The organism is Exiguobacterium sp. 8A (assembly GCF_902506275.1).
GTDB lineage: Bacteria > Bacillota > Bacilli > Exiguobacteriales > Exiguobacteriaceae > Exiguobacterium > Exiguobacterium profundum.
This window is the reverse complement of record NZ_LR733678.1, coordinates 1-25,151: the sequence shown is the minus strand read 5'-3', so window position 1 is coordinate 25,151 and position 25,151 is coordinate 1. Positions and strand designations below refer to the sequence as shown.

Genomic DNA, 25,151 nt, shown 5'->3' with positions numbered 1-25,151 from the left:
TCTACGGTGTGCCTTGCTTCAGTTTCTCGAGTCGCTTCGCGATCATCGTACTCAAAAAGCTCTTCTGACTGTCAGTGACGTCGTAAACTCCTAGGTTCAGGTTCGTCTCGAACTCAGGGAGGGGCATCCCTCCGATGTCATGACCCTCGAACATCGAGCGGAGGATGCTGTCCTGAAGCACGTCACATACCGTCAAGGACTTTTCTTCCTGATTTGATGGCGTATTCGCTTCCGTCGCGTCTTCTTTCTGCGTAAAGCGGATTCGAATCTGTTCGAAATCGAGACCGGCGTGACGGCAGGGGATGTCGATGTCATGAAGGGAGCGATCTGTGTCAAAATCGTCCGCCAAGTACTCGTAACGGTACTTCATCGCCGTCCTGCCGTTCAGGAAGATCGGATACGACTGGATACGTCGTTTCTTCGTGTCCTGACGCTTGATGACACGGATGATGAGCATCTCGCCCTCTTTGAGTCCCATGACCTCGGTCGCCGTCATGAGCCGACGGCCGTCCACGTTCTCCGTCTTCGATTTCTTGAGCGAGAACGTCTGTCCGGAACGCGATTTGGTGACGATGGTCGCCTCACCGAGTTTCTTCGAGATCAGTTCGGCGGTCGATTCGTCCGCGGTCAACAGATAGTGCGTGTTCCCACAGTTGCCGTCAATCGTCTTCCAATCCTCTCCGTATAGGTTCTCGAGTTGGGAATAGGCCTGGATGACGAGGTTGAAGCGCATGTTCCGACCGAGACAGACCGTGATGATGTTGGCCATGCCTTCGATCGGCGGCATGTTGCCGAACTCATCGAGAAGGAAGACGACCTGACGCTCGCATTTACCCTGTTTCGTCTGCGAGGCGACCCGGGCGAGCGCCGTGTACACCTGTTTGATGTAGAGCGACGCGATGACGTTGAATGTCGGGTCATAGTCCGGTACGATGAGGAACACCGCCACGGGACGGAGCTGGTACATCACTTCACGGATCTGTATCGTCCCGTCGACTGCGTAGTGGAACCGTCCACTCTCCGCGTCACGCGCTTCCAGCTGGATCGTCGCAGTGCTTGAGTCGGTTGAGATTTGAACGACGTCCCCGATTTGGAGTGGTGACGTATGGTATACGATGAAGCTACCGTCGTCATCCGTCGTGAGCGCATGGGTCGTCCCGTCGGGGAACATGAACGTGAGCCGTGTCAAAGGCTCGCTCCGTCCGCTGATCCAGCGGTTGAATCCGATGCGTCGCATGTCGAGCGAGTTCATTGACGTCAGCTTTCCGGTCCCGTTCAACGTGAAGATCCCGAGCTTCGCATTCGTATTGGCCAGGATACTCGCTCGTGTCTGACCACCAGAGAAGTGGAGCGTCGCGAACTGGAGCCGGGCGGGATGGTTCTCCGGGAATCGCTGAAAGAACTCGTCGAGCGCGGAGATTTCCTGACCTTGTCGCGTGACGACTGTCCGTGAGCCGAGGTCCGAGAGCATGAGAGCTACGTTGTACATGTTGATCTTCTCCGGCGTGTCCTTTGCCTCCTCACAAAGCCCGAGGATGAGCGCCGTACACAGGTCGATCGATGAGTTGGCCCAGAACGGGTCCCGTGCCTTCGGGTCATGGTACAACATAAACGCGACAGAGCGTGCATACTGTTGGGCGAGCGAGTAGTTCTCCTCGAGAAACGCGTCGATCGTCAGTTGCAACAGGTTGTACGACATCGATTGGAGCGGGTTCATCAGGTTCAACACCTCGACCTGATAGCCACGTTTCTCGAGCGTCTCCTTTGAGGCGGCAAAGAGCTCACCTTTCGGGTCGTTGATGATCAGGCTCGCCTGGTCACTTGCACGGCTGTATAGGTCGATTGTCGAGAAAACGAACGTCTCGCCCTTCCCGGATCGGGTCGTCCCGATGACGAGGTTGTTGACGAGCGAGTCATCGATGAACAGCTCATTCTTGACCCGTCCGACGGGGACGCCGCCTGATCCGCTGTATTGCTTCTTCCGGTCCGGGACGCGACGATACTGTTGCTTCAGTTCATCGAATGAGGTGAAGCGGGCGCTCCCTTTCTGATCTTTCCGCAGATCCCGGAAGTTCAGCCACACCTTGCCGAACACGACCACTCCGATGAGCAGACTGAACGCCATCAGTCCGAGCAAGACGGTCGAAGAGGGAAGACTCACCTCCAAGAACAAGGAGGGTGAGAGCGTCGGAATCGTCGTCCCGGCCAACAGCCCGTCTTGTACGATTGGGGCCATGATTTGTCGAATGATGTTGTAGACCCCGTTAAGCAGATAAAAAATCCCGGCCGGCACCACCAACAGGCAGAGCAGTGCGGGGAAAATCAGACGTATCGGGAATCGTGGTGATCGAGACTGAGTTCTCAATTATTTCACCTACCTTAATCTGAATAAAGAATTGTTTGCAGTTTAACTTCTTCTGCAGCGATAGCGACTTGGATCTTCTCACGGGCCGAAGTGTCCTTACTAGAGGTCTTCTTCAATTTTTCGTTCAGTTCGTTGATAGTAGCCGTGATGTCTTGATAGGTGTCGACTTTTTCTTGAACGGCAGAATTGTTCGTTTTGGACGCCCAATCGTTCGCAGCCTCGATGTCCTTGAGAAAGAGATAAGCGGTCACTTTCGCCGAGACGCGGGGAGCAGTCCATTCTACATTTTCCGTTTTGGCCACGGTCTCATGATCACGTTCCAGTGTGGCGATATCGAACGCACCCTCATCGGTCGGATTTGACGCTTGGAAGTCCTGGAGCCGTTCCAATTTCTCCTGATCGGATAGATTGAGGCCGGCCAGCTTCGTCTCGATTAGGATAGGGTCATCCATGAGCTCGAGTGTTTTCTCGTCTGCGCCTTCTGCGAGATAGAGGTCGACCAATAGAATATCCTCTTCATCGGACCGGTCTTTTCGTTCAAACAATTGTATCAGCGAAGATTCCTCGCCTTGGAGCGCCTGTTCGTAAGCATCCAACCATATCTGTTCGACATCCGTCACCTGTTCGGCGTGTGCCTCTTTATCGATGAACCATTGCGCGGCAGTGAAGAGTGAGGTGAATAGAATCCCGATCGTGGCCGCCCCATAGATGAGGCGGCGTTGCAGTCGGGTCAGGCGTGACTGATAGGTCGACGACCCAATTGGGTTCGATTTAGAGGACGGGCGCTTGTAGTCTTCCAGTGTCTCGGACTCGATCTCGTCGAGGATCCACATTTTCTTCGCGTTGTCCTCTTTCTTCGTCCGGATTCGTTGTACCCGATCCTTCACTTGATGATACAGGTTCGGATACGTTCCTTCGGTTCCGAACGTGAACGTCCCTCGATAGAGTAACTCATCTTTCTGGTCGAAGAGCCGGAAGTCACCGGAACAGCTCGTCCCTTCCTCGCTACGTGCCTGGTGCAGATCATGGGTCACAACGACCGCCTCGGCGAAGGTGAGTCGCTCATAGTTCTGAATCCGTGTGTCCGGCACGTCGGTGAATCGTACAAACAGCATCTTGTTCCTCCTCTCGTTTCAAGCCACAAAAAAAGCCTTCCGATTGGAACGCTGCGTAAGTGTGCATTAGAATTTGATGTTCTGGTCGACCATCTCGGCGAGCGTGAATGCGCCCATGACGATGATCAAGCCGACCGCGCCCCCGACGAGCCAACCGACGGCCTTCGACCGTCCCCGATCCCCACCGAAGATGAAGTAGAAGCCCCCGATTGCGAAGGCGATGGCCGCGGCGATGACGGCGAGTCCCTGGAAGAACTGAAGCAAGCTGAGCCCTGTCTCATTGAGTCCCATGTCGTTCTCCTCCCTAGTCCTGGTGCGCCGGCGACTTGAAGCTGAGCTTCGCCTCGAGCGCCTCCAAAATGAGTTCCTGGTTGTCCTGGATGACCTGCTGATGTTGTTCGTCGAGCCACTCCTCATAGTCCTTCCCACGGATGCGTAAGAGTTTCTCGGCGAAGCTACGGTTCTGTTTCTGTTCTTTTGATGCCACAGTACACACTTCCTTCCCTTGATCTCGTGATGTGCAGCAGCACATCATTAAGGACAGTCGGATTCGGTGCGGTGGGTTTCTAGCCGTTCTCCCACGAACTCCGCTCCTCATGAATCTAAGGAGCTGTACAGGGTTTTTCGATGACCCGGAACGATGCGGTGACCTTGTGGCGAGTTTTAGGCGACTCTCGCCGAACCATCTGTGCGTAGATCCCGCCCACCCGGTCACTGGTGAGGGACACGCCGGTATGTGACTGGAGGAGACCATCCTTAAGGATGTGCTACTGCGTCGATGTCGATTACTGGCGGACTCTTTTTCGCTTCTTGACATGGATGAGCTCGTCATCCGGGTTCTTGCGCTTGGCGAGCACGTGGGCGTCACAGACGACCGTGCGGATTCGATAGTAAAGTTGCGTCAGCTGGACCGCCTCGCCGCTCGCCTTTTCGATGCCGATGAAACCATGTAATTCATACGTCTTCCCGTCGAACGTGCGGACCGAGTCGGCCTGCGGCAACTCCTTCAGGTCGAACCGACGTCGCTCGAGCTTGGTGACGGAGCGCTTCGCCCCGTAGCCGAAGTCGATGGCGTCCCACGGCACCGTCGCGAGCGTATGTCCGAACGCACGGGCCAAATGATCGATGTCAGCGATCGACGGCACCGAACGGTTCTGTTCATATTGGCTGATGGCGGGCTGTGAAATCTCTCCAAATGTCTTCTCTGATAATTCGACCTGTGACCAGCCTGAGAGCCGGCGATTCTCCTTCAACCACTCCCCGAATCGATACATAAGCCTTCCCCTTTCTGTAAACCAGAGCGGCGACCAAACAAATGTTTCCTTTTGTTGGTTCCAATATAACAGGAGCAGACTCAAAAATCATCAGTTTTCTGATATGTCAGAAATTTTACAATTGACGAAATTTGTCGAATTTGCTTCATGCAACGGATAGCGAGCAGTAGTAAATCGATATTTTCTAGTTTTGTTGCACAACTGTAAAAATAATCTCTCGATTATATAAACATAGTAACTGCTATTTTGATTTAAAGGATTAGGTTAAAGAAACAGAAAGATTTGTAAGCTGGAGCACAAAACCTTCATATTTTCTCTCATTCTAAATGACTTAAGTATTTTCAGTATCTAACAATCCATCAGTTTTTTAACAGCTCTGCTGCTATGAGTAGGATATGTTACGCAATTCGAAAACTAATCTTACCATTTACGCATGAGCTAGTTTTGCTTGGTATTCCTTAAAATAAGGAAAGAATTTAATTCTGCGTACTTAATATAAGTAGATTCAGTTCAAATTTAACATCCATACCATGTCATTTTTGAATTCTATCTTTAATTCTATCAAGTAAGGTTAAATACTAAAGATGTTTATATAATTGGGGGTCGTTTGAAGTGAGGTTAGAAAAAGGAAAATTGATAAAGAGGATGTGTCTTGTTACATTAGGAGTCATATTATTCATAGGTGGACTTGTAGCTTGCACAAAAATAGTGACTGATGAGATTGGCAAGGAAATAAATACGATCTCTACAGAGGATTTAGTAGATAATCAAGACGTGTATGCTCCCAAAGTATCAAATATTCAAAGAGATTATGAGAAAATTGAATATGGGATGACACTAGATGAAGTCGAGTCTATTTTAGGAATTGCTAGTAGTGACACAAAATACATCATGAATGATAAATCTTATGAGATACTTACTTTTTATTCAGACAACGATTCAGTTGAGTATATTCGAATTACTCTGGTTGATGGGTCTGTATATTCGACAGATATAAAAAAATAGGAGAATAATCTCATCCATCCGACGAATGATTTGGTTTATTGGTAAGGATAATGATTGAATTCGACCTTCCGTTGCCCACACTTTTCTTGCAGGAATCGAGGTCACTAAAGGACGCATCACGCGGATGACCCCTATCTCTGGCAACCTCAGAAAAATCCCGCCTATACACTTCTAATCGGTCTAAGTGGAGAAAGTGAAGGTAAACGCTGAGTTCACCTCACGAACGAGAGTACGAACTATCACCGAGACAACGTCGGGAAGAATTAAACCTCGAGCGAGGTGTAGTATGAACACTCATTTTTCAAAAGTACACTCTGCCGTCGAGACGGCTGAACAAAAAACTTAAGAACGATTTTTGAAAACTTCCTGTTAATCAGTTCTATCCCTCATAAGAGAGTTGACGGTACCGGATAAGACGTACAAGCATCGATTTGTTAAGTCTCTCGAGCTGATTTCAAAAAATGTTTTATCAGTATTTCATATTTGAACATTCAGTTTATCTCTTTTCTTGTATATTTTTTGGAAACCCTAAAGTAATTTTATCCCATGGGATAAAATTACGCTTTATTTTAAAATCCCCCTGCAAGAACAAAAAACATTCTAACGCAGGAAGACGTTCCTTTAGGAGCGTCTTTTCATCAGTTGATAAAATGCTTAGTGATTTCAAAAATCAGATGTTGTCATTATAGATTTAAAGAACTAGTTTATCTTTTTAGTTCTATAATTTATTGACATCTGAACGGTTATCTATTGTTATAGAATCACGTTCAATTAAAGGAGGAAAGCCATTGAAGGAAATTCAATATTTAGGAGAATGGGCCATCGATGAAATGACTCATTTTCTTAAAGTCATAGTCGACTCACGTCCAGAAGAATCGAAGGCAGTGTTGGTGCACGCAAGCTTTGAAAATACATATCTTAGAATAGAGGCATTGGAAGACGGCAAATTACATTTTCAACCAAACTGGTTGACAAGCGTCTTGATTGATTATAATCAAAGGTTGATTAGTATTCGGACGAGCGAAGAGGCTTTAACGAGCGAAGAATGGGAGAAAAGACATAATGAGTGATGAGTCATGGGAATACATAGATAAGTGGGGATATGTGTTCTACTACCCTTCGAATTATATTGTTATTGAGAACTTATCGGATCGATTGACGCTTATCGATATTTCCACAGGACAGCATGTTGAAATCGTACAAGATTCTAACGCAAAATATATTTCTTTTAAACTAGTCGGTTTTAAAATTCAATTTGATATTAACGGGCGTACCTTCCATTTAATCGAGAGATAAAAAGAGAGGTGAAGGGTGTGAGAACAATGCAATCAATCGAGATAATGGGATGGACAATTTTTTGCCCCGCAAAGTCTGATCAATATATTCAAAGTAGTAAGGTGGCCACGGAGTGCTTCTTAAACAACGCCTATATGATGCCGATAGCACATATAATATTAAAAAATAGCACTGATTGGGAAGTTAGCTTGTTCTATGACACAATCATGAATATTGATTATGAAGCTCGAATGATAATCATAAAAAATTCAAATGAGAAAGATGTGAAATAAGTAATGAGTAGCTTAAAAAGAGAGATGAATGCTAAAAGGGACTGTAAAGCAAAAACACCGGGTCACTGAGGCATTGATCAAGATTGAATGGGGCTAAAAAAACCTATCTACGAGGCCATTCTTGTGTATTCTGACTAGCTGTGCCTGAACCTGACGTCAATCGATGACTTAGAGGAAAAGTAGAATCTAACGCAAATGATTGTTTCTAGCAGTAAGGAGTGAGCAGTTCCCTAAGATTTGACGTTCGGCTTAAACGGAGGGAAACTTAATGTAATGGGAAAGAGAACGAGTTAATCGCCTCATTTTCGTAGATCCTTGCTTTTCTGGAACATCGGGATGATGGCTACAACAGGCGGAACAGATGACAAGAGAAAATTGGGACTATATGGACGGGGATGATTGTAGCTCTGGTTTCGACCAGGCTGCTCCGAAATCGCACAGGAACCAAGCGAGACAAAAAGAGATAGATGATAAAAGCACCCTATAAAAGTTGATTTTCATGTCCAACTTTTATAGGGTGCTTTTATGTTAAAATTTACAAAAACTTTCAAATTTCATGTGGTTAAACGCTACTTGAAGGGCCACCGCCTTGAGAATATGGTCATTGAGAGCTACAAAAATCGAGGAAAGAGGACCCATACGCTAACCTTGATTACTACAATCATCATCCTAGTCGCTAGCAAAATCTTTCTTAAAACATGAAATTCAATCGATAATTAAATCAATTACTTTATTTATAAATTTAAGTAGGCTTTATTTTTAACCATCCTTCTTAGTACATTAATCAAATTCATCAACTTGTGATAATATAAGATTATCACAAGTTGATGAATTTGATTAAATACAATTAAAATATGTATTACCTATAAATCCTGATTAAATCTATAAATACACAAGTATTTAATTTAAATTACTCATGTATTACTTAAAGTATTGAGATAACAGTAAAAAGTGTGTCTTGAAGTTTAAATGAAAAGAGGCTGAAAAATGAAAATTGAAAAGAAACAACAGTTGTTTGAATTGGCATTGCAAGAACTGACTGGGACAAACGCAAAATTGATGGAAGCTTTGAAGAATAATTATATTGATCTCGAGACACTAAGTGATATTGAAGTTATTGAGTTGTTTTGGGCAACGGAATTATTTCCTATTTATTCTGTAAAAAATTCTCATACTCTTCGCGCCTATAAGCAAGATCTTGAATTTGTACTCAGCTTCGTGATGACGAAGACAGAAGGTTTAAAGAGTTTGACGGTTCTTGACGTTCATCGCTACTTATTCGAGGTAAACGAGCAGTATGCCCCACGTACAGCCCAACGAAAAAACAGCATGTTTAAGCGGTTACTGACCTACCTCTATCTCAATCAATATCATTCACATAACCTAGCTTTCCACGTAAAAAATCAGAGACGACCAGAACCAATCTGTCGTGAGATTGATTTCGCTGAAATAGAAAAAATTGCAGAATCATTCCGTTACACTGTCAAACAAATTTATCAAAAGGAGTTAATAGAGCTTCGCAATGAAACAATTGGGTACTTACTATTGACAACCGGGATAAGGGCGTCGGAACTTTTGACGATTAAATTTGTTGATTTGAGTAGGGAGTATAATACATCATATCTTAGGGTCAAAGGAAAGCGTGGTAAATTGCGTCTAGTCCCTATCACTGAAAAAGGATTGTATCTCATTAATCGCCTGCAAACCCTTATGAAAATAGAAGAAATTTCATCTCCTTTCATTGCATTCAGTACAAAGAAAAATGAAAAAGCTATAACATATGAAGCTTTACGAATGATATCTCGTAAGGCAGTTGAGAATGTAGCTTCTAAAGAATATACTTCCCCTCATTGGTTCAGAAGGTCTTACATTACAAAATTGCTGGCAAATGACGTTCCTCTAATTGACGTTATGCAAATCGTTGGACACAAGTCAATTAGCACTACTAATGGTTATCTCCAATCGCTTAATTCTCATGCTAGAATTGTCAATTTCAAGTTACCTTATAAATAAAATTGGCGAAAAATCAAGTTCAATTTTTAATTATTAGAAATATATGGAATATAAACAAAGAACCCACAAATTGCTCCGGGGCGATTTGTGGGTTCTTTGTTTCTCTCCTGTAGACAGAGTCCTTTCTCGAAGAACAAACAAGTTAATCAATGACTTTATATTACAGTATACATATCTAGACAGAGAATTATTTAATATCAGAGTGAAGGACATGGAATCCAGGAAAGAAACATAAATTGCTTCTGACCGATGTAACGAGAACATCCAACGACATTGCAAAAAGGTTGAGCACGCCAAGGGTAAAAGACCGAGAAGTTTTTAAATCCCTCAGCGTGAACACCATTAGCATATCGCATCTGAATATCAATGTGCGAGCGAATATGAGATAGCAACCCTACATATTTTGAATGACATTTCTCCCAAATAAATATCTTTTCAATACGTTGTCTCAATGATGAGCATACTATGTTGCGAATTTTCAGAAGGGAGAATCACCCAGATAAATCGATAATAATAAAATATCAGAGTATTTTTTTGATATTAACTATTTTTAAGTGTCCTCTAAATATCTTAAACGTTTCAAATTAGGAGCAGTTATACGTAAAATTTTGATTATGCTTTCAATGAATAGTTCCCTATTACGATTGCCGAAAAATGATGAAATCAGGTAACTAATCATTAGAATTTAAAATATCTTAATTTGATTTACTTTTATTTTTTGAAACAAGTTTAATAATATCAAGTTAAGAAGAAACTAGCGAAAACCTATTAAACAAGGTGCGATTGGAGTATCAAGAAGACGAGAGGTAGCGATGTCATCGAAGAAACCGGAGGTTTCCGTAAACTCCGTTTTTCTTCGGGAAAGAAAGATAAGGGGAAGAGTTGGCCCTATCAACATAAAGCGTTCTTCCCATCTCATTTTCCTTTTGGCGTATCCAAAGAGTAGAAAAGACACGCTGGCAGATAGCGAACAGAAGCAAAGAAGGTTTAACTTTGTGGAAGTCGCTTTTCTTTGCGCTACAACCATTTGAAGCACGAAATGTCTCTACGCTCTCTTTCAACAGAGATTTCATGCTCAAAAAAAAAACGGAGGTCCTGAACGACATTTCATTTCCCGTTTCCATGTCTCAAAAAAGAGGATGCTCCGTTCCGTTTTCGACGCCCCATCGCTAGGCGATGTCGTATACTAAAGTCCTGACAACAAACTGCCAACTTGAACCACTTCCAGAACTGTAGCGTCATCGGCAACCGGTTCGAGAACGCAGAGAATGACAACAAAGCCTATAACTGAGATATCGTCTTACTCAAGACATTCGACGACGATATCCCAGTTGAAGGCAGGGGTGAAACAGATGAATCGGATCGTCTCCTCCAGCGTTCAGAAAGCAATTATAGACTATATTCTTTCTACCGCACAAAGGGTTGAACGTATTCAACTTCTAAAGAAACAAAGGCCGACAAATCCTTGAAATCAAAGAGACGCTAAATAAGAAAGAGGAACTAAGTTCTGAAGTATTGGTCGAATCCGTTTTTGAAGAGTTTGAAAGTCTACAACAAAAAATCGCGAGATTGGAAGAAGCGCCAACCCATGTAAAGCTTCAAATCAGTAAGGCGCTGGAGAATCGGATGGAGGTGTCGGTTTCTCTGTTTGACTTGCTATAGTAACTACCGGAGGTGAATCCCTGTTATAGGGAGAACAAGTGGATATAATTACATTCATAAATTTAGTGTTATTAGTCGTATTGCTAGCTTTAACGGCCTTTTTCGTCGGTTCGGAGTTTGCAGTCGTTAAAATACGTATGTCGCGTCTAGATCAGCTGATTGCTGAAGGAAACCAAAAAGCAATCACTGCAAAAAAAGTGGCCAGTGACTTAGATTACTATCTCTCGGCGTGCCAGCTCGGGATCACCGTGACGGCCCTTGGTTTAGGAGCCCTCGGAAAGCCGGCAGTGGAACGTTTGATGTATCCGGTTTTCGATTTCTTTAACGTGTCGGATGCCGTCGCTGCGGCATCATCTTATGCCATCGCCTTCATACTTGTCACTTATCTGCACGTGGTATTAGGGGAGATGGCTCCGAAAACGCTCGCCATCGAATATGCCGAGAAGATGTCTTTATTACTTGCCCCGCCTCTCTATTGGTTCGGAAAAATTTTAAAGCCATTCATCTGGGCACTGAACGGGGCTGCGCGGGTCCTGTTACGACTATTTGGTGCACAGCCGGCCGGTCATAATCATGCGTATTCGGAAGAAGAATTGAAAATTGTCATGGCGCAAAGTCAGGAAGATGGCGAACTTAACGAAACCGAGTTCTCATACATGGAGAACGTTTTCACCTTTGATGAGCGATCTGCCAAAGACATCATGGTGCCTCGTACCGATTTGGTGACGATTGACAAAGATATGACGCTTCAAGAAATCGTTGAAGTTCTGGATGAAAACAATTACACGCGATATCCGGTAACGGAAGACGGCGACAAGGACCGGATTCTTGGCTTTGTCAGTGCGAAAAAGATGCTTCCTTATATCGTTGCTGAGCGCCCATGGAATATTGAGAATTTCATCCTTGAAGTCCCGACCGTTTTTGAAATGACCGGTCTGCAGGACGCTTTGCTGAAAATGCAGCAAGCGCGTGTCCATATCGCCATCGTGACGGATGAGTACGGTGGTACAGCCGGAGTCATTACGTTGGAAGACATCATGGAAGAAATCGTTGGCGAAATTCGCGATGAATTCGACGCGGATGAACAAGCGGAAATCACTCAAATTCATGAAAATCAGTATTTGATTAACGGACGTGTGTTACTCAAAGACTTAGAACATCGATTTGGCTTGACCTTCGAAGAAGGCGACGATATCGATACGTTGGGTGGCTGGATCCAATACAAGAGTATTGGAGAAGTAAAAGTCGGCGATACGTTGAAAACGGATGAACACACGGTATGGACCGTTTCAGAAATGGACCACCAACAAATCAAGCAAGTGACGTTCCAGCAGCACGCGAAATAACGCCGCACTCAAAACGATTGACTCAACTACATGGAGGTGAATCCCCTGAACCAGGGGAACTATATTGGATGGACAAATAATAGTTAACTTAATATTGATCGCATTAATGATTTTAGCGACTGCGTTCTTCGTCGGGTCCGAGTTTGCTATTTTGAAGGTACGGATGTCTAGAATCGATCAACTCATTTCAGAAGGAAACAAAAAAGCAGTACGTGCCAAAGAAGTGGCCAATGATTTGGACTACTATTTGTCAGCCTGTCAGTTAGGGATCACCATCACTGCACTCATTCTTGGTGCACTCGGTGAACCGACAGTCGAGAAAATACTGCGGCCGGTCTTCGACTACTTTGCAATGCCTGACGCATTGGCTACGACGCTTTCGTACGCCATCGCGCTAGGGATTGTGACGTTCTTACACGTGGTCATCGGTGAATTGGCACCAAAAACATTGGCGATCCAGTATGCCGAACGAATGACCCTGTTGCTCGCACCGCCTCTCTACTGGTTCGGTAAAATTTCTAGCCCGTTCATTCGGGTATTGAATGGATCAGCCCGCTTATTCCTAAAATTGTTCAACGTAGAGCCGTCGGGGCATGAAGAAGCCCACTCAGAAGAAGAGTTGAAGCTGATCATGACAGAAAGCTTTAAGAGTGGGGAAATCAATCAAACCGAATTGACCTACCTGAAAAACATTTTCGAGTTTGATGAGCGTATCGTAAAGCACATCATGATTCCAAAAACAGAGATGATCACAGTCGATAGTCAACTATCACGCGATGAGCTGTTCAAAGTCATCGATGAGTATGAGCATACTCGTTATCCGATCACTGATGGGAAGGATAAGGACAAACTGATCGGATTCTTGAATACGAAAGAATTATTGACGAGCATGGCAGCGGGTCGCACCCCGGAACCGAAATCGTTCGTCCATGACATGCCTAGTTTCCCTGAGACGACACCGATTCAAAAAGTGTTGACCAAAATGCAACAAAGCCGTACCCATATGGCAATCGTCACGACAACGGACGGGAAGACCGCCGGACTGGTGACGATGGAAGACATCCTAGAAGAAATCATTGGTGAAATCAATAATGAATCTTTTGATTTGCTTCCAAGTAACACATAAACAATGATGTTTAATGAATATTAATGAATTGATTTATAGTATTTCGAAAAAAACATGGACAAATTAATAACAAAACCACAGGACTATAGGCAATATGTTTTAGCTGGATGGAGCGACGGTATCTCCTCTTCTCGTACGAGATCCATTCATACGCCTCTCTGTCGAGATTAGATTCTTTCGATTCTATGATATACTTCATGGAATCGATCACCTGCCAGCCCTTTGTTCCGGTCCTTCGGACCATCCAAGTCAGCCGGCCTCTCGGATGGTCCGAAGGACGATTTTGCACTACTCAAATCCATGCATCTACATTATGATGATAAGAAGGATGGTGGTGGTCCGGGTCGGATCGACATGATATGAGCGCCGTCAGGTGATGTCATCCGACGATTCTATGTCCGACACGGAGCGATAGATGGGGAACCGGGATCATCCCATCCGAGTAGCTGTCGATCCCGATCGAGACGGGCAGGGGGCGCCACTTCACCATATCCCCCTCTCATCCGGTCGGTGCTCTTTCACAAGGACTTCACACGGACGGCTCATGTTGCTTGGAAAACGAACGTTTTAAAGATGAAATGTAACCTCATCCTCTTTCAACCTGACCTCATGTTCAAACACCGGAGGTTCTGAACGGCATTCCGTTTCCCGTCCCTCCGTCCGATGCGTTAAACTAATCAGGTGCGACCCGGGATACCACGACCACCCGGGGGCGCAACCGGTCAACGTTCCCGTCTCAAAAAAAGGGGATGCCCCGTTCTGTTTTCGAGGCCTCATCGCCCTGCGATATCGTATACTAAATCCCTGACAACAAACCGCCCGCCGGCCCGCGCATCAGAAGACACCGAAAACCTAGCGCATGCAAGCACCGTCGATCATCCAATCGTTTTTCTCTGTTTGACACATGATGGAGAGGGATGCGCGGACCGTCAGGCAACCGATTCTCCCCGGGCCCCTCACGGCGATCCGGGTCTTTTTTGTCGTTTCTGGCAAAAGAAGATGGATAGAGGCTTTCAAAAACAGTCGGAACGCTGTTCCCTTTTTGAACTCAAGGGGCGTCAACATCCGACTCGACCGTGAGCGCCACACGCATGGCGAGACGTACTACGTGTACGGTGTCGACTCGAAGGACAACGAGGGGCCCCCGGGGGAATTAGTCCTTGGGTCGTTTTATGATACGTTCAAGCCGGCGTCTCTGCTATTCGTGGCAATGCCGTTACTGGCCTGTTACTATCGCTCACGTGATGCGGCAGGGATGTGGGGGGCCTGGGCGATCCTTGGGTTCTATATTCTGTTCGTTATCGTGGCCGTGTACGGGTTCGGCGCGATGAAGCCGTACTATCGTGGCATTTTTGACCCTTATCCAGAGGATATGTAAGGTCAGATTTGTGAAGACAAGGCGTATTGACACTCCAACTCATCCCGAAGGGTAAGCTTGCGGTTACAGCCGTGGGAGTGTCAAAACCTAAGGTTGTAGAAACCAATGAAGACAAAGAACAGGACGGAAGCGATGACGACGCCTTGGGCGACGCGTTCAGTTTCGAACCGCCTGAAGAGCCTCATCGTCACCCACTCACTGAGGATTAGGGCGCTCATGGTAACTAAGACTTTGAGTAACTATTGACGTCTGTCCTTTGAAAGAAGAGGAGGCATGCGATGAGGACCGCCGAGTTCACGAGTGAGGAAAAATATTTGGTTTTAGACAGGACGAGCACCTCCTTTAAATTAATTGCTCTCGAGACGTCTGCCTTTCTTTTTGTTGTATGCGACTCGTAACTGGATGTATATCTAATGCACAGTCAGAATGCCTGATAGCGTGAGTGGATCCGATAGAATTTCATTCCTTGAGTAGACACAAGAGATATAGAGCATACATACCAAAACAGAGACTACAAAATCAATCGGTTTCAGATGTGGGTCCATATATTCGACGGTCCACGATTTAAACTTCGACATTGTCATTCCCCCTTCTTCGACATCATACAATGATGTCAAAGAAGGGGCTCGTCTCATGTTCAGGGACAGAGGATTCATTTTTTGCGTAATCGTTATCGTTAATAATATTGTTAATATTCTTTTGTTAGTATTTTTGATAAGAAAACAGTCCAATATTATGTATTGGACTCAGGCTGTTGACGAACCAAATCGCATATGGCGATTTGGTTCGTCTTTTTTATGTTCAACGAGCTTGAGGCGTTCGGCCCGTTCCTCGTTCACGCGGGTGAGAAGCTCGTCCTCGATCGCACCGACGAGCCGTTCGACCTCGACCTTGTCGAATTTCTTCTTGTTCGCGTTCGCCCGGATGTGCGTGGAATCCGTGATCAGGATGCGCCCGGAGACGAGACCGTGAGATTCCGCCTGTCGGACGATGTCCTCGAAGATTTGTTGGAATACGTCGTTCCCCTGGAAGCGTCGGCGGTAGGCCTGGCTGATCGTCGAATGGTCGGGAACCTTCTCATCGATGCCGAGACCGAGGAACCCGCGATAGGCGAGGTTCGTCTGAACCTCCCTCACGGTCTGGCGCACGGAACGGATGTTGAACAGGGGTCCGAGTAGGATGATCTTGATGATGATCTCCGGATCGATGCCGGGCGTACCGGTGTTCGAATAGAGCGGGGCGCAGAGCCGGTGCACGATCGAGAAGTCGATGTGACGGTCGAGTCTCCGGACGAGATGATCCTGCGGGACCAGCTGGTCCAACGTGGTCTTCGACTGGATCGGTTCATGTCGTTTCTCAGAATGGGCGCGATACATATCGGGTTCCTCCTTTTGATGACGGGTGAACTTGGTGTTTACCTTTAAAGAGCGTCGATATCTAAATGTGGTTTTTCGTGGTTGTTTTTGGTCGTCGAAGTTTCATCGGCTCTCTTTTTCGCTGAGAGCGACTCATGGACTGGACGACCGTCGAGCGACTGAAGGAACTTTGCCACTTCTAGAGGCTGAGAGAAGTCCAAGTCCCCGGCGAGTTCGTTAATAAGCAGAATTATCTGCGCATAGGCCCGGACGCTCCCCTTGTGCTTGTTGTGGAAGTGATCAATCGCTCCATATTCCACATCATTTAAAGAGCTAAGGCGTAGGGATAGGGCGGTTTTACGTTTTTTATCACTCAACGATAACACCCTCTTTGACACGTTGCTCCTCAAGTTGCTCTGCAAGAATATATAATCCCTTCAGGTTTAAGGTCACACTGTCTTCGAGCCCGCTAACAAGGGTCACGTTCCATTTGCTTGTTATTGGTAGCAAGGCTTGTTCTAGTCCTTGCTGGAACACAACGGCCCCTCCACCAATCAAAATGACGTTGTCGACTTCGTGTTCAGCATCTCTCTCGATCAGTGTTAATTGGCGCTCAGTCTGTTCAGCAATTTCTTGAGCCTGGACACGTTTATGGTTTTCGAACAATTTGCGTAGTTCTAGGGCATAGTCCTTCTTCGATTTCATTTTAGCCTTATAAGTATGGCGAGAGTATTCCATTCGATGCAGGCGAGCATAAGATTCAGTCGCGCCTTCAAGGGCGTGACCCACACCGTTACGACTTCCAGAAGTCAATGAGGGAACCGGTATCCCTTCGTTGGTAAACGCATACTCCGTCGTACCTTCTCCGATATCAACAATTAAGTTACCTTGTTTGTGTAGCGCTGAATCTAGAGCGTATAGAGCAATCACGCCTTCAGAGGTCACTTTAACGGTTTGATACTCTAACGATACACGTACTCTTTCATCGCCCAACCAGATTGTGACGAGGTGGTCTCCGAGCAACTGTTATTCGAGCTGTCGTGCGTGCGCCTTGTTCTTGGCCCAGAGCATCGCAGGGATGGCAGTACCGAGCGTGATTGTCGCGTCGATCCGTCTCGGGATGTCCCCGTGGTGGTCGACATGGTCACGAAGAAGTGAGACCGCCAATAAGGCGTGTGTCACGTAGGCCGACTGTTCATTCTCGTGTTTGTTCGATCGAACGGTCGTGCCGTCGATCGGCATCGTCATGAGCACGGAACTCGTACCGACGGAGAAGGCGGCCTTTCCAACGGCGTGCGGACCGGACAACGTGTGAATCGCAGACGAGGAAATCTAAACGACGAGGTGGTCCAACAGCCGTTCGGCCAACTGGAGGGCCGTTATGTCCCCGAAGTTGTAGTTCTAAGAAGAGCTGATGGCCTGTGAGGAGCGCTTCTCTCGTAAGAAGTATCGGATCGGGCGATCTGTGTTCTTTTCCCGGTCCTGATGCTTATCCTGATCTTCGATTGTGGTATGTGAAATAATGATGCTACGCCAACGATGGGGCAGGAGAAGAGGCTTTCTCGCGTGTGGCACGAGGGATGCGAGCCTAGCGCAGTCTGGCGAGTCGTCCCGCAAGTGCCCCGATAAGCGGGTCGGAGGCGTCAACGCCGGAGAGCTGCGCGTTCAGGTCTCTTTTTTTCGAGTCCTTGACTCTATGGACAGCACAAAAGGACCGGCAGGGGATGTAAGCGCTTGTCTGGTGTGTCCGCCCTGTCGGTCCTTCGTATGGTGTGTCGGGACCCTCCCGTGGGAGGCCTGTCCCAGATGGCTGGGGGGACCGATCTTCCTTCGTCGAGGATAGAGGGTGTGCCGTGGAACGCTTTGAAGGAGCGTTCCACCGGGAGTGACCCATGTGTCCTTCACGATCTGATCGATCGCGCCCAGCCCTCCCTAGTATAAGGCATCTTCCCTGGCGGGGACACCAGAAATGAATCAACGCCCCATCAAACATAAAAAAGAGCCTCCCGATCGGTCGTCGGAAAGGCTTCTTGTCGCACGGGAAGTAGGGATAACCCGTACATGTTTGATTATATATGAAACCACGAGGGCGTGGGTGGCAAGCTTTGCCAAAGAAAATCTAAAAAGGAGTCCAGGAACCGTTTCGGGGCGGTCCCTGGCTTCTTTGTTCCTCTCCCGTCCAAGGCGTCCTTCTTCTACATACCTAACATGTTGACCTATGACTTTCGAAATGAACGCATACATATCCAGATAGAGAATTCTTTGAATTCGGATCGAAGGACGCAGCGTCCGGGAGCTGAACAAGACGTGTTACTGACCGATGTGACGAGAACATCTAACGACAATGCACATAACACAAAAAAGGGTATCGACGCCCTGAAGGAAGAGACCGAACAGGTTTTAGTCTCCAGGGACGTGGACACCCTTATCCTATCGCATAGACAAGTTGTCGTATGAACGAATAGGAGACGGCATGCATGCATATTTTGAGAGGACGAACGAAAGCCACCCCAGTCCAAGAGGTGGCTTTCGTCCTACCATCCTAAGTCTGCACACCATTTGGCGGAGTGTTGGGAGCCGTCATTTCCCAGAAGAAACCATCAAAAGAAAACTCTAGGCTAACGACTTCCAACTACTCACCATTTTAGTATCCCGAAGGGTCTCGCCTTGTTCAAAATGAGAACGCTTGCGCGTTAATTTTTGAGAATAGATGTACGTTTTCCAGAACGATTCAGACCATGAATGGCACGTCTTCGGCCTGTTCACTGACCGCAGGACGGCCCTGACTGTCGTGACGAGTCGCCGAAAGGCAGCAAGGTAGGGCGTGGAAACGCCTTGTGTGCGCGATAAAAGCGCAGCGAGTCACATGTCGGGGTTGAGACACCCCGGAGTCTTGGAACGCCTAGACATACGGATACCTCGTCTTGCACTAGACGGAGAACGTGGTGGGCAGATTTTAACCGCATCCTTTTTCAAAGGGGTTAGTCTGCCCATCCAGCCGTTTCCTATCTTCCCTACCGGAGTATGCCCGGTGCGCTCTTTGGTTTCAAGTCTTTTTCTTTCCAAGTTCTAAAAAGAAAAGAACGACAAGCAAACTGATCAGCGAGGAAGCAGTAGAAGATGTAAATTCATATGTGGCACGAGGAATACGAGCCTAGCGTAGTCTGGCGACGTGTTCCGCATGTGCCCCGACAAGCGAGCGAAGGCGTAAACGCCGGAGCGAAGTGCGTTCAGCAGAGAGAAGAAGGATCTCGAGAGGATCGCCCGATCCATCCGACAGGATGCAGGGCGATCCAGAAGGACAAACAAGAAGGGATTAGCCCCGGAAACTTAGAATGAAAGAGGGGAAGAGGGAAGGTTAGTTAAAACTTAAGAAGGAAGGTTGTTTCTTATGACGGACAAGAATCTGACCATTTTCGAGGTCACGGAGTTGAACGAGCGCATGAAGTTCCTCGATCTGGCGAAAGCGTATGCCCCGGTGGGCAAGGAGAAGCTTCGCGAGGCGCTGAAGTCGGCTGGTGCGACGTTCGACCAACGGACGAAACGGTGGCACATCGACCGGAGCCATCCGAATGCGGACAAGAAGGTGCTCGATTTCGTGCAATCGACCCGTATCCGTCCACCGACACCGAAGAAGATCGCAACTGAGCCGTTAACGGTCGACCCGGTCACGGGCCAGTCCCGGTTGGATGACGATTATTTCGAGATCGAGACGAGGCCCGGACGGGTCGATCGAAAGAAAGTCTCGTTGGATATGGACGCGATGTTGCATAAACGATTGAAAAAGATGGCGGTCGAACACGAGATGAGCCTGTACTTGTTGATCGAAAACATATTGGCAGACCATATCAAGCGCCAGAAATGAGACCCCGATCGGTCGATGTGGTTCTGTGGCGTTCCACGCGTCCTCGCCTATGCGTAGTGCTCTCGTCAGCTGGTTCCGTGGGCACAAACTTGAATGGAAATAAAAACGAGTGCCAAAGGCACTCGTTTTTGGATTCATCGAAGGGGATTCCCCGTACGATGGTTTTGACAGATAAACATCGTGAACGTCGTCACCCCTGCGGGGCGAGGCTCCCGTCGAAGAGCGGGTTCTTGAACACCGTCCCGGAGAGCGTCTCGGCCGCGAGCGCCTCGGCCGTCGTGGCCGCGGGCACCTCGAGCACGAGCGAGGTGATCGGGTTCTCCGTCGTGATCGCGACCCCGGTGAAGATCGACACCTTCAGGAAGAAGACCTCGTCGGAGAGGACGCGCAACGTCGCCTCATACACGTTCGCCCGGTTCTGGCGTCGCTTCTGCGTCTCGTTCCAATACGAGGTCTCGGACGCGACGGCCCCATGCAGGTGCACATAGGCCTCTGTCGCGCCGGTGTCCTCGAGCTGGAACCCGTCCCGGTCATACGCCTTCACGGCGATCCGGTAGTACGCCTCGCCCTTCGGCGCCCGCAGGCGCAGACACTTCAGCTTGCGCGCGTCGATCGTCATCCCGTCCGCCAACAGCCCCCATGCGGGGATCGAGTGGAACGTGACGACCGGCTCGCCGGACGGGTCGCTGACGACCTGACGTTCGAGCGACGACCAGCCGTGGAGGTCGTATTCCCACACGCCGTCCCGGAACAGCGTCCGGGCGTCGAGCTGGAAGAACGGGTGATCCGGAGCCGTCGGCACCACCGGTCCCGTGGGTTCCGGCACGAGGGCACGGAAGCCTCCATTCCGGTAGAGGTAGTACCCCTCCGGATGGGTGGCGGTGTCGAGGTGATAGAGCGTCCCCTCGACCGGGACGACCGGCTCCGCCGTGAGGCGGGTGAGCTGGATCGACCCGACATCCGTGATGGATGAGACAGAGGAGATCGTGTCGACGTCCCGGATTTCCGTGACGTTTGTGAGGCTCTCGACATCGGACATCGTCCCGACCCCGGTGATGGCATCGACGTTCGTCACGGAACGGACATCCGTCAGGAGGTCGACATCGTGGATCGTCCCCGTGTTTTGAATCATTTTTGTGTCCTGGATGGACTTCGCGTTCCGGATCGAATGGTTGTTCCGGAAGTTGGCGTCCGACAGCCATCCGACGTCGACCAGGTCATTCTTCGGCGTCCCGTTGTCGGCACGCTCAATGCCACTGTAGATGAACGACGTATGGATGCGTCGCTTGTCAAGCACCTGGTTCATCTCGTTCTCCGGCCCGTCCATGATGAGTGTGTTCTTTCTGTTTATTTCAAAGCCAGAGAAGAAGTTGCCGGCGATGAAGTTGTCACGAGAGACGAGCTTGACAACCCCCTTGCCAGGGAGTTCCCCGGCGTAGGTCCCGAGGCGGATACCGGCGTATCCCACTCCGGCAGCGATGAACGCATCCTCGTCGTCTTCGTTGAGCTCGAAGCGGTTCCCGCTCACCGTGCAGAAGGCGGCACCGGTCAGGTTCACCCCGTACCGGACACGTTCGAAGGCGCAGCCCGTCACGTGGATGTGGTTCGTGTAGCCTGTCTCGACCATCACGCCGGTGTTCCCCCCGATGACCCGACAGTTCTGGACCCGGTTCGAGTTGGCGCTGTGGTGGAAGACGAACCCTGCTTCGAGGTACCCTCCATTATTGCCCCCGTTCACGACGACGTCGTAGAACGTGTTGTAGTAGGCCGTCCCCTGCCCGAATGCCTCCCCGGCGCCGCCGGTGACGTGGAACGCCCTCCCCTTACATCCGTTGGCGAGCACGTGGACGCGTGAGATGACCGTGTCGTACACCTGGTCGAGATGGAAGCCATAGTTGGTGAATGCAGAAAGGCGCACGCGCAGGTCCTTGATGTGGGCCCGGTCGATCGACCCCGTCGTGTCGGTGATCTTGTCCGTCTTCGGGTTGTAGAAGAGGGGCTTATACACGCCGAATTCCGTCAGGTGGCGGATGTCACTCTCGGCGCCGACGCCCTGGATCGTCACGTTCCGGCGTAGCGCGATCCGTCGGACGAGATAGAGACCGGCCGGGACGAACACGTTCAACTTGTGTTCCGACGCGTAGGCGAGGCAGGCATCGAACGTGTTCGTGAAGTCGTTGTCAGGGATCTCCTGGATCGTGTCACTCCCTGTCAGGTTTTGGCGGACGGCCGGGTCGAGGACGCTGATGAACCCGTTCACGACCGCCGGGGTGCCCGTGTAGACGTGGCTCATCGTGTAGCCCCCCCGATCGGCCAGCCCTTCTCGGTCGGTGGCGTGTACGTCTCATACGACGCGTTCGTCCATTGGAAGACGAACGACCCCGGAGGGCCCTCGTTCCCCTTCGAGTCGACGCCATACACGTAGTACGTCTCGCCGGACGTGTACTTGTCCCGGTCCATCGGCACAGAGATGACGACCCCATCCTTGTGGTCCGCCGCGTCGAGCACCTGCCCGGCGGCGTCCTTGATGACGACGCGGTGCGTCCCGCGCCCGACGTACGCCACGAACTCGTCATAGCCAAGGTTGTGGCCGCTAGCAACGCGGATGTCCGGTGTCAGGGTGACGCGCCCGCCCTCGCGCCCGCGGGCGTCGAGCGTCACGATCTCGTACACCTTCGTGTCCGACTTCCCGTAGCTCTCGTCCGGGAGGTAGAAATGGATGTTGAAGGCGTCATTGTACATGTTGAGCCCGACCGTGTTGTAGTAGACGCCGTCGATGTACAGGCGCGCCCCGGCGACACCGTATCCGGGTTCTCCATAGGCGGCGAGGATCGAGCCGAAGTCCATGTGGGCATTTGTACGTCCGACCTTGTACGCCGGGACGAACGTCTCGGACGTCGTCGTCGTCGAGGCGCCCTCGCGACGCTCCGCGTCGAGCGCGACGACCTCGAGGGCCGTGCCCGACTCCAGGCCGAAGTCGAGGACGTATAGCTTGAACGTGCCGTCGGCGTCCACCTTGACGGCGCGCTTCTCCTCGCCGTCGACATACAGGCGGATCGCGTCGGCCGCCGTCGTCTTGCCGGTCAGGTACGTGTCTCCCTCGACATACGGGTCGACCGTCGTGACGGCCGACGTCGAGAGCGCCGCGTCGAGCGTGGCGACCTGTCCCGGTCGCCCGTCCTCCCCGACGGGGACGATCTTCCAGTCCTCACCGGCGCGCGGGTGCACGTCACGCGTGTAGATGGCGAAGCGTCCGTCCTGGATCTGCCCGGTGCGCACGTACGTGTCGCCCTTGTAGAGCCGGACCTTCTTCACGTCCGGTGTGACGGTGCCGGTCACCCGGTCCTGTCCCTGGTAGTAGTCGATCGGCACGGGCGCCGCGAGGTCCATGAGGAGGGCGAGCGACGACTCGAACGGCGTGAGCGCCTCCCGGGTCGAGAGGGCGGTAGGACCGGTCTCCTCGGCTCCCGTCGGCTGCGCGCCGATGAGCGAGCCGGCGAGGAGTGTCGCGAGCGTCGCCCCGCGCAGGGCGTTCACGTGCGCCTTCCGTCGGTTTGTTGTTCCTGTTGATCGTTTGGTCATGGGTTGATTCCCCTTTTCATGGATATGTAGTGGGGATGGACCCATCCCCCCACCACACCATACACCCGGTTTAGAGAGTGGAATGTTCAAAAACAGAACGGGGGACTTCCCATTTTTGAACATGAGACTGTTTGGCAACCGACGGGCGCCCCTTCCCATGTTCTGGGGATGCTACGGCGCATACGCCTCTGTCGGTTGTCACGTGAGTAGGTGAAGCGGAGGCGACGACATGTGAGACGATGAGTTGGTCGGGAGGCGTGATGACGTGAGAAGAAAACGCGCTGAAGGCGTGAAAAAGAGGCATGTTTGCGTGAAATAAAAACTCCACGCAATGTTGACGACGCTCTCAAGCCAAAGTCTGAAAATCAGACAAAAAACGCCCGTTTTCACAAACTTTTGAGGCGTTTTTGAGGTGAGGGACGACTCCCTTGTTCGGGATCGGCCAGATGCAGGACACTCGTGTATCGGGTGTCTTTTTTTTGTGTCGAAGGATGGAGGATTCGTTCGGCATGTCGATCTATTCTCCTCTCCAAAACCAAAAAAAGAGTCCCCCCTCCCTGTACGGTGTCAGGTGATTTTTTGTTCGCGAAACGACTTCTTGCGTCACAGGGTGGACGGTCTGTACACCGCCCACTTGGATACAAGGGGAAGGATGACTAAGCATAACTGTAATTTGGTCCCACAGGGGTACCAAATCACGCCCAAATCGCGGTAGTACCGCGATTTCAAGCTGGGACCAAAAAAAGGCTCGATTTCTCCCTTTTGTCTCCCTGTTTTTCGAGGTCTGTTTACAGCGGTTTACTGATTTTTCTCCCCTTTTTCTCCCTCCAGGTTTACAGGTTGCCTGTCATCCACTCGTCGATTTTCTGTCGACGACTCTCTGTTTTTTTGTTCGTGACGACGCGATTGGCGTACAGGATGCCTGCGTGCCGATTCGTCAATTTCGTATCGCAACTTGCGCAAGTTGCGATACGTTTTTGTCATGAGTCAGTGACAACATGCGTCCTACTTTTTGTCGGTCGATCGATCCGTTCGTTGATCCATTGCGTCGTGTCCCGTGTCATGTCGTTGTCGATTCTGTGCGGCCTGTCTTCTGATTTATTCGCCCGTCGGGCGATGAGTGGATGACAGGGAGGCTGTTTGGAAACGCGTTTACTTTTGTAGATTTTGCAGTTTACTGGAGTAAATTTTGCGGTTTATAAAAGTAAATCAAGCCCGAAAAGTCGGTAAATTTCAGTAAATTTTCGGCGTTTTTTTGATATCGCTCTGAAATCGCGGTACTACCGCGATTTGGGCGTAATTTGATACACATGTGATATCAAATTACAGTTATGCTCTACAAGCTCTACAAGCTCTACAAGCTCTACAAGCTCTACAAGCTCGAGTTCGTCTTCGGCAAGAAGTCAGGGACGGGACGGAAGCGCACGTCGCGGAAACAGGGCGCGGTGGCGGACGACATGGCGGGGATGCCGAAAGGGGCACAAGCATTGCTGGACA

At 49.4% G+C, this 25,151-nt stretch carries 19 protein-coding genes; 8 read left to right on the top strand and 11 right to left on the bottom strand.

Annotated elements, in window-relative coordinates; all coding sequences use genetic code 11:
- Position 1 precedes the first annotated feature (1 nt).
- The 5 genes from GVY42_RS15930 to GVY42_RS15910 all read right to left on the bottom strand — a co-directional run bounded on the left by GVY42_RS15930 (position 2) and on the right by GVY42_RS15910 (position 4,754).
- Positions 2 to 2,365 carry a VirD4-like conjugal transfer protein, CD1115 family gene (locus GVY42_RS15930; RefSeq protein WP_159563767.1) on the bottom strand — a complete coding sequence of 788 codons (2,364 nt, stop codon included), beginning with the start codon at positions 2,363 to 2,365 and terminating at the stop codon, positions 2 to 4.
- A 14-nt stretch (positions 2,366 to 2,379) separates the two neighbouring features.
- Entirely contained in the window at positions 2,380 to 3,480 is a 1,101-nt protein-coding gene (locus GVY42_RS15925; protein WP_159563768.1) for a hypothetical protein, read from the bottom strand.
- Positions 3,481 to 3,546: 66 nt separating this feature from the next.
- Positions 3,547 to 3,771 carry a hypothetical protein gene (locus GVY42_RS15920; protein WP_012390467.1) on the bottom strand — a complete coding sequence of 75 codons (225 nt, stop codon included), beginning with the start codon at positions 3,769 to 3,771 and terminating at the stop codon, positions 3,547 to 3,549.
- Between the two features lie 13 nt (positions 3,772 to 3,784).
- Entirely contained in the window at positions 3,785 to 3,967 is a 183-nt protein-coding gene (locus tag GVY42_RS15915) for a hypothetical protein (protein WP_021065836.1), read from the bottom strand.
- Between the two features lie 298 nt (positions 3,968 to 4,265).
- Positions 4,266 to 4,754, bottom strand: a complete 489-nt coding sequence (locus GVY42_RS15910) for a helix-turn-helix domain-containing protein (RefSeq protein ID WP_159563769.1) — start codon at positions 4,752 to 4,754, stop codon at positions 4,266 to 4,268.
- Between the two features lie 612 nt (positions 4,755 to 5,366).
- Between GVY42_RS15910 and GVY42_RS15905 the strand changes: the two genes are divergently transcribed.
- The 7 genes from GVY42_RS15905 to GVY42_RS15875 all read left to right on the top strand — a co-directional run bounded on the left by GVY42_RS15905 (position 5,367) and on the right by GVY42_RS15875 (position 14,852).
- A complete protein-coding gene (locus tag GVY42_RS15905; RefSeq protein ID WP_159563730.1) occupies positions 5,367 to 5,759 on the top strand; it encodes a hypothetical protein in 393 nt (130 codons plus the stop codon).
- Between the two features lie 788 nt (positions 5,760 to 6,547).
- Positions 6,548 to 6,829, top strand: a complete 282-nt coding sequence (locus tag GVY42_RS15900) for a hypothetical protein (RefSeq protein ID WP_159563729.1) — start codon at positions 6,548 to 6,550, stop codon at positions 6,827 to 6,829.
- Positions 6,822 to 7,055 carry a hypothetical protein gene (locus tag GVY42_RS15895; RefSeq protein ID WP_159565697.1) on the top strand — a complete coding sequence of 78 codons (234 nt, stop codon included), beginning with the start codon at positions 6,822 to 6,824 and terminating at the stop codon, positions 7,053 to 7,055. Before GVY42_RS15900 ends, GVY42_RS15895 begins: the two co-directional genes overlap by 8 nt.
- 1,259 nt (positions 7,056 to 8,314) lie before the next feature.
- Complete coding sequence (locus GVY42_RS15890; protein WP_159563728.1) at positions 8,315 to 9,340, top strand: tyrosine-type recombinase/integrase; 1,026 nt, start codon at positions 8,315 to 8,317, stop codon at positions 9,338 to 9,340.
- Positions 9,341 to 11,040: 1,700 nt separating this feature from the next.
- Positions 11,041 to 12,348: a hemolysin family protein gene (locus GVY42_RS15885; protein ID WP_159563717.1), complete on the top strand. Its 1,308-nt coding sequence runs from the start codon at positions 11,041 to 11,043 to the stop codon at positions 12,346 to 12,348.
- A 64-nt stretch (positions 12,349 to 12,412) separates the two neighbouring features.
- Positions 12,413 to 13,474, top strand: coding sequence for a hemolysin family protein (locus tag GVY42_RS15880; protein ID WP_159563716.1), 1,062 nt, complete (start codon positions 12,413 to 12,415; stop codon positions 13,472 to 13,474).
- A 1,042-nt stretch (positions 13,475 to 14,516) separates the two neighbouring features.
- Complete coding sequence (locus GVY42_RS15875; RefSeq protein WP_159563715.1) at positions 14,517 to 14,852, top strand: hypothetical protein; 336 nt, start codon at positions 14,517 to 14,519, stop codon at positions 14,850 to 14,852.
- A 746-nt stretch (positions 14,853 to 15,598) separates the two neighbouring features.
- On the opposite strand, the gene GVY42_RS15870 is transcribed toward GVY42_RS15875, so the two are convergent.
- The 4 genes from GVY42_RS15870 to GVY42_RS15855 are packed head-to-tail and all read right to left on the bottom strand — an operon-like array spanning position 15,599 to position 17,455.
- The gene (locus tag GVY42_RS15870; protein WP_159563714.1) at positions 15,599 to 16,228 is read right to left on the bottom strand and encodes a transposase; all 630 of its coding nucleotides are present in this window, start codon (positions 16,226 to 16,228) and stop codon (positions 15,599 to 15,601) included.
- Positions 16,229 to 16,272: 44 nt separating this feature from the next.
- Positions 16,273 to 16,584 carry a hypothetical protein gene (locus GVY42_RS15865; RefSeq protein ID WP_159563713.1) on the bottom strand — a complete coding sequence of 104 codons (312 nt, stop codon included), beginning with the start codon at positions 16,582 to 16,584 and terminating at the stop codon, positions 16,273 to 16,275.
- Complete coding sequence (locus tag GVY42_RS15860) at positions 16,577 to 17,230, bottom strand: hypothetical protein (RefSeq protein ID WP_159563712.1); 654 nt, start codon at positions 17,228 to 17,230, stop codon at positions 16,577 to 16,579. The genes GVY42_RS15865 and GVY42_RS15860 overlap by 8 nt, the downstream gene beginning before the upstream one ends.
- A gap of 3 nt (positions 17,231 to 17,233) precedes the next feature.
- On the bottom strand, positions 17,234 to 17,455 hold the full coding sequence (locus tag GVY42_RS15855) for a hypothetical protein (RefSeq protein WP_159563711.1): 222 nt from the start codon (positions 17,453 to 17,455) through the stop codon (positions 17,234 to 17,236).
- 2,143 nt (positions 17,456 to 19,598) lie between these two features.
- Between GVY42_RS15855 and GVY42_RS15850 the strand changes: the two genes are divergently transcribed.
- Positions 19,599 to 20,072, top strand: a complete 474-nt coding sequence (locus GVY42_RS15850; protein WP_159563710.1) for a hypothetical protein — start codon at positions 19,599 to 19,601, stop codon at positions 20,070 to 20,072.
- Positions 20,073 to 20,262: 190 nt separating this feature from the next.
- Here GVY42_RS15850 and GVY42_RS15845 read toward each other — a convergent pair whose 3' ends face one another.
- Together GVY42_RS15845 and GVY42_RS15840 are read right to left on the bottom strand one after the other, a co-directional pair.
- Positions 20,263 to 22,365 carry a NosD domain-containing protein gene (locus GVY42_RS15845; protein ID WP_159563709.1) on the bottom strand — a complete coding sequence of 701 codons (2,103 nt, stop codon included), beginning with the start codon at positions 22,363 to 22,365 and terminating at the stop codon, positions 20,263 to 20,265.
- Positions 22,362 to 23,654 (bottom strand): immunoglobulin-like domain-containing protein, encoded by a 1,293-nt coding sequence (locus GVY42_RS15840; RefSeq protein ID WP_159563708.1) that lies wholly within the window; start codon positions 23,652 to 23,654, stop codon positions 22,362 to 22,364. The genes GVY42_RS15845 and GVY42_RS15840 overlap by 4 nt, the downstream gene beginning before the upstream one ends.
- Positions 23,655 to 25,151: the final 1,497 nt, after the last annotated feature.